Raw genomic sequence first — 15,679 nt, forward strand, 5'->3', positions numbered from 1 at the left:
CTGTGATGGTCTCCACGCCCCCAACGCCTCACCGTTCGCGCCGCAGCGAACGGTCTCGCCCCCGCCGCCGAATCGTGCTGTGGGTGGTTCTCGGGCTCCTGGCGCTGCTGGTCCTCTCCACCGCCTGGGTGGGCGTGCGCGGCTACCTCGCCAAGGGCGAGCTCGAAAGCGCCATCCCCCTGGCATCGACCATTCAAACCCAGCTTCTGGCAGCGGATGCCGACGCCGCGGCCCAGTCCGTCAACGAGCTGCAAGACCACTCGACCACCGCCGCGAGCCTCACGAGCGACCCCATCTGGCGTGCCTACGAGGTGCTGCCCTGGCTCGGCCCCAACCTCACGGCGGTGCGCGAGTTGGCCGACGTGGTCAATAACGTCGCTCAGGACGCCGTGGGCCCCCTCGCCACCGTCGCCGCCAGCGTCGACCTCGAAGCCTTCAAGCCCGTCGACGGCGCCCTCAACCTGCAGCCCCTCGTCGACGCGCAGGGCGACGTGGCCCGAGCCTCCACCGCGCTCACCGCCGCCGGCACGCAGGCCGCGCGCATCGACACACGCAACACCCTCGACGTGGTCACTGACGCGGCAACGCAGCTGCAGACGACCGTCGCAACGACCGCCACGACCATCGCATCCCTCAACCGGGCTGTGCAACTGCTGCCGGCCATGCTCGGCGCCGACGGCCCCCGCAATTACGTCTTGCTGTTCCAGAACCCGGCCGAGCTCCGTGCCGGCGGCGGCATCCCGGGCGCCCTCGCCCTGATCCACACCGAGAACGGCCGCATTGAGCTCGCCGAGCAGGCCAACAGCGGCGACTTTCCGCGCTACGACTCCCCGGTGCTGCCGCTGAGCCCCGAAACCCAGGGCATCTACGGCGCCATCACCGGTACTTATATACAGAACGTCACCCTCACGCCGAACTTCACGACGAGCGCCACCCTCGCGGCCGAAATGTGGCGCCTGCAGTTCGGCGTCACGGTCGACGGCGTCATCTCCCTCGACCCCGTCACCCTCAGCTACCTGCTCGCCGCCACCGGCCCGATCACCCTGCCCACCGGCGACGTGCTCTCCGCCGAGAACGCGGTGCAGCTGCTGCTCGTCGACGCCTACGCCCGCTACAGCGATCCCGCCCAGCAGGATGCCTTCTTCGCCGCCGCCGCCGCATCCGTCTTCGAGGCCGTCGCCGGAGGCAGCGCCGACCCGGTCAAGCTCATCGCGGCCCTGGCCCAGGCCGGCGACGAGCATCGCGTGCTGGTCTACAGCGCCCACGAAGAAGAGCAGTCGGTGCTGCTGCAGACGACGATCGCCGGCGCACTGCCCGTCAGCACCGATCTCGTGAAACGCCTCGGGGTGTACTTCAACGACGGCACCGGCGCCAAGATGGACACATACCTCGACGTGAAATACGCTGTCGGGCAGGTCACCTGCCGCAACGACCAACGCCCGGAGTTCGGCCTCGACGTGACACTCACGAACACCGCGCCAGCGGATGCTGCCACCTCGCTCCCCGAATACGTCACCGGCGGCGGTTCGTTCGGCATCACCCCCGGCAACGTCAACACGCTCGTCTCGGTGTACGGCTCACCGGACATGCAGAATCTCGGCGTTCTGCGCGACGACGCCGACGTTCCCTATCACCCGGCGACCGACGAGAGCTATCCCGTGAGCACCATCGCGGTTGACCTGGCCCCCGGCGAAAGCACGGTCTTGAGCTTCGATTGGCTGGGCGCCGAACCCTTCTCCGGTGACCTCGAAGTGCAGAGCACCCCGATAATTCATCTCCCTGAAACAGAGACACTGGATTTTTCCTGTTAATGTCCCCTAAAGTGGGGGTAGCTTCTTTGAAGCACGCTTCATTCGAAGCACGCCAGTGCCCGGCGAATTCAGATTGATCCACAGTAGGGGAATCCACCATGGCAAGAAAAACTTTCGCGGTGATCGCACTGGCGATTCTCGCAGTCTTCGCAGTACCCGCCGCTGCCAACGCCGCCGGCTATGTTCCGGCCGACAGCATCACGGTTTCCGGTGACGTCGTCGCCGGTGGCACCGTCACCGTCGCCTTTGCCGATGGCGCCTTCACCCCCGGTGAAGACGTGTCCTTCGCTGTGACCGGCTCCGGCACCGCAACCCTGTCGGCCTTCAAGGCAGCCACCGTGACCCTGGTCAAGACGGCCTCAGCCTCCGGCGCCGCCAGCGTCAACGTCACCCTCCCGGTCGACGCCACGGGCACCTACTCCGTCACCGCCACCGGCCTCACCTCCGGCACCGTCGGCACCGCGGCCCTCACCGTCACGGTTCTCGACTCCGCCACCGGCGGCGGCCTCGCCAGCACCGGCTATGACGCCCCCGTCCTCCTCATCTGGGGCGCCGGCGGAGCCCTCCTCCTCGGCATCGCCCTCGTAGTGGTCCTAACCATCGTCCGCCGCCAGCGCGCGACCGCTTAGTACACCGCTTCCGCGAATCTCGCTGGTCGAGGAGCCGACACGCCCTTCGTCGGCGTCTCGAGACCACGCAGGACGACCTACGAAGCGCACCACAAGTAAGGCCCCGAACCCCAAAGGCTCGGGGCCTTACCCCTGCCCCTCGCACAGGGGTCAACCCTCCGCCTCACCCCAATCTATGTAAAACTAACAACGGCTTCTAACCTCGGCCGCACCTCGCACCTCAATGAAAGGCCGCTGAGTGGAACTTCGCGACTACATAAGAATCCTGCGCAAAAGTTGGGTTCTCATCGTTCTCCTCGCCCTCGTCGGAGTCGGCGCCTCAGCAGGCTATTCCCTGTACCAAACGCCGATGTACAGCGCTACCTCAAAGGTCTTCGTATCGACCCAGAATTCGGGCACAACATCCGAACTGGCCCAGAGCAACAGTTTTACAGTTGCACGGGTGAAGACTTACGTCGCTCTCGCAGAGACCCCTATTGTCTTGCTCCCTGTCGTCAGTGAGTTAAATCTCAACATCACAGCGGGACAGCTCTCAGGGCAGATAACGGCGTCCGCCGAGCTCGATACCTCCATCATCAACATCACCGTCGTTGATGCGGATCCAGTCCAGGCCGCAGAGGCTGCCAGCGCGATTTCGGAAAGCCTGGCCACCGTTGTGAAAGAACTTGAGACACCCGACATAGCCGATGCCGTGACACCCGTGAAGCTCACTCTTGCGCAAGAAGCAACAGTCCCATCCGTCCCGATAAGCCCCAATGTCCCTCTGAACATAGCCCTGGGAGGGCTGGTCGGCTTGGCCCTCGGTCTCGGCATCGCCGTCCTGCGCGAAACCCTCGAAGTCCGCATCCGCAACGAGCGCGACGTTGAGCAAATCACTGATCTGCCCATTCTTGGCGGCATCGTCTTCGATCCGAAGGCCGCCGAACGCCCGCTGATCGTGCACGTCGATCCTCGCAGCCCCCGTGCCGAGTCATTCCGAACCTTGCGTACAAACCTTCAGTTCCTCGACATTGAACGCACTGACCGTTCCTTCGTGGTTACCTCGTCGATTGAGGCCGAGGGCAAAAGCACCACCGGCGCTAACCTGGCTATTGCGTTGGCAGACGCTGGCTCTCGTGTGCTGCTCGTCGACGCCGACCTGCGCCGCCCGAAGCTTGCCGACTACATGGGCATTGAGGGAGCCGTCGGTCTTACCGACGTGCTCGTCGGTCGCGCCGAACTCGAAGATGTCATCCAGCCCTGGGGCCGAGCCCAGCTCTTCGTGCTTCCCGGCGGCCGTATCCCGCCGAACCCGAGCGAGTTGCTCGGCTCCGCGCGCATGACCCATCTCATCGCTGAGTTCAACCGCACCTTCGATGTCGTCATCTTCGACGCCGCCCCGCTCCTCCCCGTCACCGACGCCGCCATCCTCGCGAAGAATGTTGGCGGAGCGATCATCGTCGTGGCAGCCGGTCGCACCCACAAAAACAAGCTCAAGTCTGCCATCACGGTCCTCGACAATGTCGGTGCGCCCATCTCCGGCTTGGTGCTCACGATGCTCCCCACCAAGGGCCCCGACGCCTACGGCTACGGCCGCTACGGCTATGGATACGGCTACGGCTACGGCTACGGCTACGGCTACGGTTCCGACCTCGAGGCCGAGCAGGCCGCCGCCGAGCTCGAGCCAACACGCCGTTCCCGTACAAAAAAATGAACCACCACTCGCCGGCCGACCCTGCCCCCGCAAACGCGCTGGTCGAGCAGGTAATTTCGCTGGTCGAGCTTGTCGAGCCCCCCACGCTCAAAGTCTTAATCGTGTGCACCGGCAACATCTGCCGCAGCCCCTTAGCTGAGCAACTCCTCCGAGCCAAAGCCCAGGCATTAGGCGTACCCCTAGCCGTCACCAGCGCTGGCACTCGGGCCATGCTCGGTCATGCCATGACGCCAGAAGCTGCAGCGCTCTCCGTCCAATACGGCAGCACCTCGACGACGCATAAACCGGCCCAGTTGACTATGTCTCTGGTAATAGAAGCCGACCTGATCCTCACGGCAACTCGCGATCACCGCGCCGAGGTGGTCTCCCTGACCCCGAAGGCGATCCGCAAGACCTTCACGCTCATGCAGTTCGCTCGCTTGGCACCAACGCTTGTCGATCTCTTGGGCCCGCCCTCCTCGCTGGTCGAGCCTGTCGAGACCACCCCCGAGCGGCTCGAGCTACTCAAAACACTGCTCTCCAAAACATCAGAAGCCCGTTCACTCGTCCAGCCTCCGGTCGCCCTAACAGACGACGACGTCGTCGACCCCTACAAGCAGCCACAGCCCGTCTACGATTCCGTGGCCGCCGAAATCGATCGTGCCGCGACGACAATCACCCAAGCCTTCGCTGCGGCGCTCAAGCGGGTCAAATAGTGGCACCCTTCTTTCGACGAAATGCAGGACCACATGGTTCCGGCCGTCGCGTTTGGATTTACGTCACAGTCCTCGCCTTTGTCGTCGTGGATATCGCCCTGGTGGTCTGGGCCGTGTCAGACAGAACTCCGCCGACCGCAGTTGGCCCAGTGTCGTCCTCGGTTGAGCCCACTGTCACGCCGACAGCTTTTCCAACATTATCGGTGAGTCCCGAGCCGGTCGAATCTCCCGTTTCGTCAGTTACAACAGCGGTTCCGCCGACCCGCATCCTCACTGCCCTGAACGACCTGGTAGCGTGGCGAGCCGCGACAGGCCCGTGCCCCGATACCTCAGCATCGCCTGAATACACACTCGACGGCGGCCTGACCTGGACACCAACAGACGCGACCGGGCCGACCGATGTCACGTCCCTTCAATCCATCACCGTCGAAGATGACGGCATCGCTTCTATGGTGGGTCTGTCGGGGGAAGGGTGCAACCCCGAATTCATAAAGACCTTCATCGCCGGCGGCAACTACCGCGCTTATCCTGATCAACTGGACGACGAATGGTTCGTCGATCCGACAGATAGCACCGAGCTTCACACGCCTCAGGGCGATGCGAGTGTGCCGTGTACCCAAGCAGTTGTTGTTGCACCTCAGAACTCGAGCGATGCAGCGATCTTGTGCTCGGACCAATCCGTCTATACAACGCAAGATTCAGGTGAGACTTGGTCAAGTTCGATTATTTTCGCTGGCGCAGTTAACCTTTCGGTAATGGCCGACGGCTACCATGTTGCTATTCTTGAAAACGCAGAGTGTGCCGGGGTGCAGTTGGCTACACTTTCGCTTGAAAACAGCATTTCCTCCACATCACATTGTCTGGTTACCGATACCAGTTCCTCCGCAGGCGGCGGAATTGGTCTATCAGAAGCGGACGGTGCTCTGTGGGTCTGGGTGGGAGACACAATCAAGAAATCGTTGGATGGGGGAGCAACATGGGAACCATAAACACTGTCTGCAGTCAGGGCATTTGAACGCACGATTGATTGCCCGGGTGGCACCGGCTCGAGTCGTTCGTGTGCCCGAATCGGCGACGAGCTGGACTTCATCGTCTGTCGATCCGAACTGGCGCGATAGGTATGCGCGGTACCTCATGTTCACGGACCTTCTTGTCTTGGTGTGGGTCGTATTTGGAGTGCAAATCGCTTGGTTCGGTTTTGCTGCCACCGATCTCACCATTACAGGCAGTCTCAACGACGTCGCCATTAGCTACACCACGTTGTCAGTCATAATCATTGCCGCGTGGATGCTGGCGCTGGGAGCCTACGGAACCCGAGGCTACCGAGTCGTGGGCACCGGTTTTCAGGAGTACCGGTTAGTGGCGGATGCCACGATTCGACTTTTCGGTATCATCGCCCTCGTCGCCTTCCTATTTAAGATCGACTTCGCGCGCGGCTACATACTCATTGCGTTCCCGCTCGGGCTTCTTGTGCTTGGAGCATCAAGGTGGATGTGGCGGCAGTGGCTGAACGTCCAGCGACTGAACCAGCGCTTCTCGTCGCGAGTAATACTGGTCGGGTCTCTCGATTCCGTGACCCACTTGGAGCAGGAACTGGCTCGTCAACCCGAAGCGGGCTATCTGGTCGTAGCCGTCTGCGTTCCGAATGGGAAAAAGGGCAGTTTACTCAACGACACTCAAATTCGTATATCTGTTGATCTAGATGCTCTTCAGACGGAGATGCAAGCCAAAGCCGCCGACACCGTGATCGTGACGAGCAGTGACGAGCTTGCTCCACAACGAATACGAGAGCTGAGTTGGAGCCTCGAACCTGGGCGTCAGCATCTGGTTATGGCGCCAAGCCTCACCGATATCGGTGGCCCACGCATCCATACGCGGCCTGTCTCCGGTCTGCCGCTCATCCACGTTGAAACTCCGCGGTATGAGGGTCGCAAGCTCTTTGCTAAAAGGTCCTTTGATATCACCGCTTCGGCTTTGTTGATAATGGTCTTGTCGCCTTTTCTTCTTGCCACTGCGGCTGGCGTCAGACTAAGCACACCTGGTGCCGTCCTCTTTCGGCAGGAACGCATAGGTATAAACGGCAAACCGTTTCAAATGTTGAAGTTTCGGTCTATGGTTTCCGATGCTGAATCTCTCCTTTCCGGCCTGCAATCGACAGAGCGACCAGAGGGAAACACCGTCATGTTTAAGATGAAGAACGACCCGCGTGTAACTCCTATCGGACGTTTCCTGCGCCGCTACAGTTTGGATGAACTTCCCCAGCTCTTCAATGTCTTGGGGGGGACGATGTCGCTCGTTGGCCCAAGGCCGCCTTTGGAACGAGAGGTAGGTCAATATGAAACTCATGTCCACCGCAGGTTTTTGGTCAAACCCGGTATTACTGGACTTTGGCAGGTCAGTGGACGGTCCAATCTTTCATGGGAAGACACAGTGCGACTCGACTTGTACTATGTAGAAAACTGGTCCATGACCGGCGACCTGATAATCCTGTGGCGGACCGCAAAAGCCGTTCTCGCGCGCGAGGGAGCCTACTAGTCTTCCCGCTGTGGATGTACGCGCGACTAACCTGAAACTAAGGATCACAATGAAATGGACCCGGCATGAGAAATAAACTGCGGTTCGCCGTGTGGCTCTGGCCGCACAGTCGGGCCAAGATCTGGGTACTGAATCGACTAGGTTATGAAATTGACAGCTCAGCTACTGTGGGTGCGTGTCTTTTTTGGCATGTCGACAAGGTAAAGATTGGTCCAGGTGCATCGGTCCAGCAATTCAACGCTGTGCGCAATTTGAGATTGTTCTCACTTGAGCAGGGTGCACTTCTTGGGAGCTATAACTTTATATCTGCAGCGCCTCCATTTGCGATCTGGTTTCCCAAGAGCCACCACGGGGAACTAAAGATGGCACCGTACGCCAAAATTGCAAGCAGACACACCATCGATTGCTCGGGAAGAGTTTCAATCGGCACGTTCTCGTCGATTGCGGGTCACAACACGACATTTTTGACGCACAGCACGGACCTGAGGCTGAATGCGCAAGTAGCGCGCCCCATTGTTATCGGAGACCGCAGTTTTGTTGGAACCAATTCCATAGTGCTGGGTGGAGCAGTTTTGCCTGCTCGGTCCATTCTTGCCGCCGGTTCCCTTTTGACTGCGTCCCGTTCAGCGGGGAATCCGGGATTGTGGGCAGGCATGCCCGCGAAGTGGAAGTCAGTAACGGACGGGCTTTGGTTTGACCGCGAAGAGACGCGTACAACGAGTGTCGCGGATTCGGTCAGCGGTGAACAGATTGTCGATGCCTTTTGAATATGCGAAATCTGAGTGCTGCCAAGGGACGCCAGACATCATCGATTTCACCCGTCAAATGCATTACAGTCCGACAAATTATGAAACCATGCGTGCCGGCACGAATTCCCCAGGGAATCTAGGCCAAGCATGGGTACAACTTAAACAATCGTACGGGCGGCTTTTCGATTGCGTTCGTTCGAAGCCAACTCGCTCTGAATTAAACCGTGTGTTGTCTAAGGAGAGTAGTTTCCATGGTTGCACTTACTAGGCCGGGTCCAGATTCGACCAGTCATTCGGAAAATAGAGCGGCGCATGGGGCAGAGCACCGCCTTATGAGTCAGACATTCGACTGCACAATAGAGAGGAAGATGCGAATGTCCCCTTGGACTGAGTCCACAGTTAAAGCATCGAAGGCAAAGCGGTCTCAAACCCCGGTTTCGATTGGGCATCTGTGAGTACCGCTTTGGAAAGCACTAGATCTCGAGCCGTACTTGTTCTTGGCTTTAACCGCCCTGCCGAGACCCGTGCAGTGCTCGACGCTGTAGCAGCATACGGCCCATCGGTGCTCTACTTCGTTGTCGACGGTTCGAGAAGGGCCGACGAAGTCGAGCTCGTTTCGAACGTGAAGTCGGCTGTGGATGAGTTCAATTGGCAATGTCCCGTTCGTACCCTGTTCTATTCGTCGAACCAAGGCGCCAAACGCGCTATGCAAGGTGCGATAGATTTCATGTTTTCGTCGGAGTCATCTGGACTCATTCTTGAAGACGATTGTCTGCCATCGCCTGATTTCTTTCGATTTGGGTTTGAAGCCTTGAGTATGTACGCGGATTCCCCATCAGTCGGTATGGTCTCTGGCACAAACTTTCTTGGCAGTGTGAGGCGCGCTGACTCAGACGTCTTGTTCTCCGACGGCCATATCTGGGGATGGGGAACCTGGAAGGATCGTTGGGAGGGATTTCGGACGGGAACGTGGAGTCTCGATCGGGTTGTGAAAGCACCCTCCTACTACGGAGTTGGCTGGAAATACAGGCGAAGACTGATTGCTTTGGCGGAAGCAGGCGTGTTGGACGCCTGGGACATTCCATGGCTTCTATCCTTGGCCGAGAGAGATCTCTGGGCGGCAATCCCTGTTTCAAATCTGGTATCAAACATTGGACATGGCATTGCCGGAACGCACACAACTGGGAACTCTAGGTTTGCGAATCTGCCATCCCGCAGTCTTCCCGACGTAGTAAGGCTGCAGAGCGCAGTCCATCCCGATCGCAGATACCAGAGACGCTATTCGTTGTCGCTGCGATTTGAGGATCGGTTGCACCGAGTGCGTCGGCCCGTCGTATCGCTGGTTCGGCGGATAATCCGAGGTACGCGAGCACGGGTCCGGCCCGAGTAGGTGATGAGAAACCAAATTTTGGGTCGTGACCCCGTCGAGCAGTTTGTTCCAATCCGCAAAAGTGTCGATCCTACCTATTACTAAATAGCATTCTGAGAATTCTGGGCTGCTCCGGACTTTCCGTTCCAATCGTGAGAACCAGCATTGAGACTTTGTAAACCCGATAAGAAGATTCTGCTGAAGGCTGGTTAAAGCATGTTGCGTTCCTACAAAGCTTTCTACGAGAATGCGGCCCAGGACCTCGCCGCTTCTTGGCCGAGTGCGTCTAGTCTGCGCAAGATCTGGTATCTGTGCATAGAGCCCGGGTTGCGTGCCGTAATGCTCATTCGAGTACAGATACTCGTCGAAGACATCGGCTTGATGCCGATCGCGAGGGTGATTCGATATCGGAATTTTCGAGCACACGGTATTGACTGGGTGAACGGGGCTCGCGCGGAGGGAGGGCTGGTGATTCGACATACTTCGGGGGTAGTGGTCGGTCACCAAGTTTCCATAGGGAAGAATGCAACATTGCTGCAAAACGTTACACTCGGACAAAAAAGCATCAGCACAAGCGATCAAGGCCAAGAGAATCCGACTCTCGGTAATGGAATTGTTGTCGGATGCGGGGCCGCTATATTGGGGTCTATCCACCTAGGCGACAATTGTGTCGTGGGTGCGAATTCGGTCGTAACGAGAAACGTCTCCAGTGGAAGCCGTGTCGTCGGAAGCCCGGCGCGGACAATTGAAAATAGGAAAAAGTGACCATCAGTATAAGCGTGCTTGTCCCTTCATATAATTCGATGCCGTTTGTGACAGCGGCTCTGGATTCCATTGCGTGTCAGTTGTCCGACAAGGACGAGATAATCATTCAAGACGCGGGTTCCACAGATGGGAGCGTGGCAGCTTATGAAGCTATGGCAAAGCTGGATTCTCGAGTTTCGCTTACTGTAGAAGCTGACTCTGGACAATCTGATGCGCTCAATCGTGCGCTGTCACGCGCTAGCGGCACGCATATTCTGTGGCTCAATGCCGATGATATAGTTCTGCCAGATTCCCTCGCTGCCTTTCGCGAGGCTGCGGATCGAAGCGACGGCCACCAGCCCAAATTGCTAATCGGTGGCCATCAAGTGCTCCGAGCTGACGGTTCCTTGATCGCCTCGTATGCGTCGGCCTCGCTAAGCCACCAGCGGTTAATGCTTCACGGTTGCTACGTCTTTTCGGGTTCAATCCTCATCAATAGGGAGCTGCTAATTCGTCTTGGGGGATTCAGCAGTGACTTCAGCTACTGCATGGATCTGGATCTCCTTTTTCGACTAACAGAGTTGTCGCCGGATCAAATTTCGATTGTTCCCAATTTAATCGGCGCTTTGCGTCGGCACGATGCATCGAAGTCCGGCACCTCTGGACATCTTTTCGTTCTGGAGGGATGGAGAGTTCGTTCCAAGTACATCACCACGTCGAGGGACCACGGACGACGGATATGTGCAGCGGTCTGGCAATACCTTGCGTCGATCTCAAAACCCATTCGTTTCTCGCCGCTGTACCAAAAGCTCCGCGGACGACAAATCTCGTGACGATATTCGCCATGTTCCAGCTAAGTAACAGGAGACAAACCAGGTTTTGTCCTGGAGGCCATGCCATGCCTTCCAGTGGACTAGGGATAGATTCACTTGAAGGCTGAGGATCACACGGTGATGAATGTCTTTTCTGCAGCCAAGAATCTGGGGACAAGTCACACCATGAATCGAAGTGTCTTTATTCAGGGCCTGCGTCGGTCTGATGCTGTACTTTGCTTGCTCATTGGGCTTGGCTCGAGCATTTTCGTGGACGTCGGAGGACGCGTTTCCGTTTCGGAAATCGTATGTCTAGTCTGGTTCATTATTTCTTTTGCGCAGAGGGATTATTGGCCAGAGTCAGTGAGGAATTTTTCCGGGGCCGCTGGCATCCTCATCGTCGGCCTCGGATTAGCCACGCTTCATGCCTCAGGACCAGCTCGGTCGTTCCTGCTGGCCGCGGCCAACTATACCTTTCTCCTAATTCTCGTACTGGTCCTGGCACGAATACTGGGACGGCGACCGGGACTAGGTCTTCTCTCACCCCTCCTAGTCGGCGCCGCTTTGAGTCAAATAGCCGGGTACATACTCACGCCGTCTGTATCGGCGCTCATAGATCCCTGGAAGTTCGGTCTTGGTTGGGCCGTGACAATCCTTGTTATGCTCGCGGCACAACGCCTTCGTGGGAAGGCTTTCGGGTTCTTTACGGCGCCGGCGCTGCTCTTGGCCCTCGCAATGGTTCACTTATTGCTCGGCTCCCGGTCGGCGGCAGTCATTGTTCTTCTGTGTGCGATGCTCCTGTTTAAACGTCAAGGAGCCTCGCGAGGAGCAATGTTAGGTGTGGTCTCCCTGCTGATCGCCGGATTAGCTATTGCGTCTTTTGGTTATGAGTATCTCGCCGTGAATGGTCTATTGGGTGAAGCTTCTGCGGGCAAATTGTCAGACCAATCGGGGGACTTCGGTCTACTCTTTGGTGCCAGAAAAGAGCTAGTGCTTCTATTTGCTTCATGGGTCGCCTCACCGGTTTTCGGATGGGGTCCCGACGCGGTCGTTCCAGATGGGGTCAGAAGTGGTGCATACGCTTGGTTTATCGATCAGGGCTACGTGATAAATTTTGCAGACTATGACAGGCTCTTTCTGTCGGCGGAGGTCCCGCTTCATTCAGTAGTGCTGGGTTCCTTGGTGCAGGCCGGCGTCTTTGCAATAATCTTCGGATTCATCGCCATACGGTTATCAGCCATTTCCATTCGATTTTCGATTCGTACACAAAGTTATCCAGCTCTATTCATCTGCCTAACTGGTGTTATTCATCTCTTGACCTCACCGCTTGGAGATTCCACTCGGTTTCCAGTGGCTCTGACCTTGGCTATCGCGATATACAGTGTGGGCGAATCCCTCCGTCAGCTCGCGCCAGACAGTAAGCATGATCACCGGTTGCTGGCCAACCCGCGACGCGAGATTGTGCGGCATGTCAAGTAGGAATAGCCGCGCAAACTTTGTGTTCCTGCTCGCCGAGAAGATCGTAAATCTCTTGGCGGTGGCTGCCGTCAATATCGTCGTGCTTCGAAGTCTGGGTCCCGATGAATTCGGCTACCTTGGAGCGGCGACGGCCGTATTGGCCATCACGTTGCCACTGAGCCTTTTCGGCCAAGTGGCGCTCGTGCGCTTCTATGCTGAGAAGTCCGCATCGGAATCACAACTCCTTCGTGTGGCAGTTCTATTTTCTGTTGTGGGTTCGCTCTTAGGATTTATCGCTCTAGTTGTCTCCGCGCATTACATATTTCGTACGGGTCCGAGCGGCGGGTTGCTCCTTATCCTGTCGTTGGCAATGCTTGCGCGTCCTTTTTCCGCGGTCGATTTTTGGTTTCAAGCAACAAAACAGAACTCGACTGCCGCCCTGTGTAGAACGGCTTCCATTCTGGCTTCGAGTATCGGGCGGATGGTAGTTGCTCTCACGACCCAGTCCTTATGGCTTCTCGCTTGCATAGTGGTTCTTGAAAACCTCATAGCGGGGGTACTTCTCACAGCTGCGTATCTGGTGAGGCGGAGATCAAGCACGCACTCCGTTCTCCTGCCAAGTCGTTCGGCACCCTTTTCTGCGATTCTCCGCGTGAGCTTGCCACTTCTCGCGTACTCGTTCATGGTGATTCTGTACATGCGAATTGATCAACCTATGCTGCTTGTACTGTCGGATTCCAGGGAAGTCGGCTTGTATTCTGCAGCAGCGAATCTAAGTGACGCAATGTCATTCCTACCAACGGCATTATTGACGGCCGTGCTACCCGGCTTAGTTGCACTTAATCTGACTGATCGAGCTTCGTTCGAGGGGAAGAGCGACTCGCTTTTTCGACTTGCGGCTGGCCTTGGATACCTCGTCGGCATGGGTGGAATTGCTTTGGGACCGTTGATTGTCGGCGTGCTGTATGGCCCCGATTTTGAGGAGACTGGCGTACTTGTCCAAATCCTGTTTTGTGGAGCTCCGTTTCTCTTCCTCGGTGTTCTAAGGACGGTTTGGATTCTCACCGAGGGGCTACACTTTGAGGCTCTTGTTTCCGCCGTCGGTGCCGTTTTGTTGAACATAGGGCTAAACCTTTTCTTGATTCCGCACTACGGCGCAGTCGCAGCGGCGACAACTACGGTTCTTGCACATATATTCAACGGGATTCTTGGGAATCTCTTCTTTAGAAAGACACGCGGATTGTTTCTCCGCCAGATGCGTGCTCTGATTCCTTGGCGTTCCTTGGCGACCGTGTACGCGGTTCTTCGCTGGAGGAGGATATAGTTTCGCAGTCTCGATTTAGTCTGGTCGAGACCGGAAGTACCACATTGTTAACGCCGACCGAAAATAGGGCCAATATCGCCGTTTGAAAATAGGGCCACCAGCCACTATGGAGGGTGATCAATATGGACGATTGAGCGAGGATACGCCAGCTGTTTTCAACGGGGCAGCACTCGAAACGGGAGATCGGCAGAGTCGTCGGGGTGTCGCGGGGAACGGTGGATCGGGCGCTGGAAGCGGACCGGCTGCCGAAGTACCACCGCGCAACGACAGGCTCGAGTTTCGACGCGTATGCCGCGCAGGTTCGGGTGCTGTTGGCCACGACGCCGACGATGCCGGCGTCGGTGCTGGCCGAGCGTGTCGGCTGGTCGGGGTCAGCGTCGATGTTCCGCGACAAGGTGGCTGCGATCCGGCCGGAATACGTCCCGCCGGACCCGGCGGATCGCCTGGTGCACGAGCCGGGCAAGCAGGTCCAATGCGACCTCTGGTTCCCGCACGAGCCCCTGCCGCTGGGCCATGACCAGGAAGGCATGCCACCGGTGCTGGTGATGACGTCGACGTTCTCGGGATTCTTCCAAGCCCAGATGCTGCCATCCCGCTCAGCACCGGACCTGCTCGGCGGGATGTGGTCGCTGCTTCAGACGGCCGGCGTCGTTCCGCAGCGGCTGGTCTGGGACAACGAGACCGGCATCGGCAAGGGCAAACTCACCGCGCCGGCCGCCGCGTTCGCGGGGACCCTCGGCACCGAGATCCACCTGCTCATGGCCCGTGATCCGGAGTCCAAAGGCATGGTCGAGCGACGCAACAAGTTCTTCCGATCCTCGTTCATGCCCGGCCGGCAGTTCGCCTCGCCGATGGACTTCAACGACCAGATGGACGACTGGCTCCCACGGGCCAACGCCCGCCACTCCCGGTCGCGGCGGGCCCGGCCGATGGACCTGATCGAGCGGGACCGCGCCGCGATGCGGCCCTTATCGCCGGTGGCGCCGGACGTGCTCTTTCGCAACACCGTGCGCCTGCCGCGGGACTACTACGTCCGGGTGCTCTCCAACGACTACTCCGTCGCGCCGGCGATGATCGGCCGGCTCGTCGACGTGACGGCGAGCCTGGACACCATCAACGTCACCCACAATGGGGTGAACGTCACCTCTCACGAACGAGAATGGGCGCGCGCACTGACCGTGACCGACCCGAACCATGTCGCCGAGGCCGACGTGCTGCGACGACAGTTCCAAAGCGTCAAACGACAGCACCGACCTNACAGCGTTGGTATTCGAGGGCTGAGTATTTGAGGGTCTGGGGGCCGTTCAATATTGCCTTGGGGGGCCACCGGTATTGCCTGGAGATGCCGGGCTGCCGCGCGGCCGGGGGCCAGCAGCCCTCGACTAGCGCGACAGATTTAAGCGGTGACTAGGCCGGCGGTGTGCTCTCGCATGTTGTGGCCGCCGGTCTCGACCCAGATGGTGTTGTGCACGATGCGGTCCATGATCGCGTCGGCGTGAACCCCGGAGCCAAGGCGCTGGTGCCAATCACGCTGTGCATATTGGGTGCAGAACACCGTTGATGCTTCGTCGTAGCGTCGCTCGAGAAGTTCCAAGAGCATGCTGCGGGTGCTCTCGTCGGGTTCGTCGAGGAGCCATTCATCGATCACCAGGAGCGTGAACGCGGTGTACTTGTTCAGAAACTTCGTCGTCCCGGCAGGTTTATCGCGGGCCAGCTGCCAAGCCTCTTCAAGTTCAGGCATCCGAATGTAGTGCGCCCGCATGTCAAGGGCCATGAAGAACGGCCCACTGGCGGCCACGAAGAATGCCCGCTGGTGGCCAGGAAAACTGCCCATTCATGGCCAACAGATCTGCCCACCGG

Annotated in this window: 12 protein-coding genes and 1 pseudogene; 12 read left to right on the plus strand and 1 reads right to left on the minus strand. The window is 58.3% G+C overall.

Annotated features, from left to right (window positions below; genetic code table 11):
• Window positions 1-5 precede the first annotated feature (5 nt).
• The 12 genes from D6T64_RS02730 to istA all read left to right on the plus strand — a co-directional run bounded on the left by D6T64_RS02730 (window position 6) and on the right by istA (window position 15,108).
• Window positions 6-1,811, plus strand: coding sequence for a DUF4012 domain-containing protein (locus D6T64_RS02730; protein ID WP_147364434.1), 1,806 nt, complete (start codon window positions 6-8; stop codon window positions 1,809-1,811).
• Between the two features lie 98 nt (window positions 1,812-1,909).
• Window positions 1,910-2,440, plus strand: a complete 531-nt coding sequence (locus D6T64_RS02735) for a sortase (RefSeq protein ID WP_147364435.1) — start codon at window positions 1,910-1,912, stop codon at window positions 2,438-2,440.
• Window positions 2,441-2,678: 238 nt separating this feature from the next.
• Window positions 2,679-4,133: a polysaccharide biosynthesis tyrosine autokinase gene (locus D6T64_RS02740; protein WP_119971233.1), complete on the plus strand. Its 1,455-nt coding sequence runs from the start codon at window positions 2,679-2,681 to the stop codon at window positions 4,131-4,133.
• Window positions 4,130-4,828, plus strand: a complete 699-nt coding sequence (locus D6T64_RS02745) for an arsenate reductase/protein-tyrosine-phosphatase family protein (protein ID WP_119971236.1) — start codon at window positions 4,130-4,132, stop codon at window positions 4,826-4,828. Before D6T64_RS02740 ends, D6T64_RS02745 begins: the two co-directional genes overlap by 4 nt.
• 86 nt (window positions 4,829-4,914) lie before the next feature.
• Window positions 4,915-5,817, plus strand: coding sequence for a hypothetical protein (locus D6T64_RS22130; RefSeq protein ID WP_147364436.1), 903 nt, complete (start codon window positions 4,915-4,917; stop codon window positions 5,815-5,817).
• 70 nt (window positions 5,818-5,887) lie between these two features.
• Entirely contained in the window at window positions 5,888-7,363 is a 1,476-nt protein-coding gene (locus D6T64_RS02750) for a sugar transferase (protein WP_233550793.1), read from the plus strand.
• Between the two features lie 65 nt (window positions 7,364-7,428).
• Window positions 7,429-8,130, plus strand: coding sequence for an acyltransferase (locus tag D6T64_RS22135; RefSeq protein WP_147364437.1), 702 nt, complete (start codon window positions 7,429-7,431; stop codon window positions 8,128-8,130).
• A gap of 1,732 nt (window positions 8,131-9,862) precedes the next feature.
• Complete coding sequence (locus D6T64_RS23610) at window positions 9,863-10,246, plus strand: serine O-acetyltransferase (protein WP_407643261.1); 384 nt, start codon at window positions 9,863-9,865, stop codon at window positions 10,244-10,246.
• 14 nt (window positions 10,247-10,260) lie between these two features.
• Window positions 10,261-11,058: a glycosyltransferase gene (locus D6T64_RS02760; protein ID WP_267900465.1), complete on the plus strand. Its 798-nt coding sequence runs from the start codon at window positions 10,261-10,263 to the stop codon at window positions 11,056-11,058.
• A 117-nt stretch (window positions 11,059-11,175) separates the two neighbouring features.
• Window positions 11,176-12,516 (plus strand): hypothetical protein, encoded by a 1,341-nt coding sequence (locus D6T64_RS22465; RefSeq protein ID WP_158594776.1) that lies wholly within the window; start codon window positions 11,176-11,178, stop codon window positions 12,514-12,516.
• Window positions 12,461-13,819, plus strand: coding sequence for a flippase (locus tag D6T64_RS02765; protein WP_119971249.1), 1,359 nt, complete (start codon window positions 12,461-12,463; stop codon window positions 13,817-13,819). The genes D6T64_RS22465 and D6T64_RS02765 overlap by 56 nt, the downstream gene beginning before the upstream one ends.
• Before the next feature lie 149 nt (window positions 13,820-13,968).
• The gene (gene istA, locus D6T64_RS02770; RefSeq protein ID WP_267900466.1) at window positions 13,969-15,108 is read left to right on the plus strand and encodes an IS21 family transposase; all 1,140 of its coding nucleotides are present in this window, start codon (window positions 13,969-13,971) and stop codon (window positions 15,106-15,108) included.
• 107 nt (window positions 15,109-15,215) lie between these two features.
• Here the strand turns inward: istA and D6T64_RS02775 are convergent.
• Window positions 15,216-15,581: pseudogene (locus D6T64_RS02775) on the minus strand (ATP-binding protein); the annotation flags it as partial.
• Between the last annotated feature and the right edge of the window lie 98 nt (window positions 15,582-15,679).

This window comes from Cryobacterium melibiosiphilum, assembly GCF_003602235.1.
Taxonomy (GTDB): domain Bacteria; phylum Actinomycetota; class Actinomycetes; order Actinomycetales; family Microbacteriaceae; genus Cryobacterium; species Cryobacterium melibiosiphilum.

Excerpts from the sequence above, each read along its gene's own strand:
- D6T64_RS02765 (WP_119971249.1), top strand. The coding sequence starts at position 12,461 with ATGATCACCGGTTGCTGGCCAACCCGCGACGCGAGATTGTGCGGCATG.
- D6T64_RS02735 (WP_147364435.1), top strand. The coding sequence starts at position 1,910 with ATGGCAAGAAAAACTTTCGCGGTGATCGCACTGGCGATTCTCGCAGTC.
- D6T64_RS22135 (WP_147364437.1), top strand. The coding sequence starts at position 7,429 with ATGAGAAATAAACTGCGGTTCGCCGTGTGGCTCTGGCCGCACAGTCGG.
- D6T64_RS02745 (WP_119971236.1), top strand. The coding sequence starts at position 4,130 with ATGAACCACCACTCGCCGGCCGACCCTGCCCCCGCAAACGCGCTGGTC.
- D6T64_RS23610 (WP_407643261.1), top strand. The coding sequence starts at position 9,863 with ATGCCGATCGCGAGGGTGATTCGATATCGGAATTTTCGAGCACACGGT.
- D6T64_RS02730 (WP_147364434.1), top strand. The coding sequence starts at position 6 with ATGGTCTCCACGCCCCCAACGCCTCACCGTTCGCGCCGCAGCGAACGG.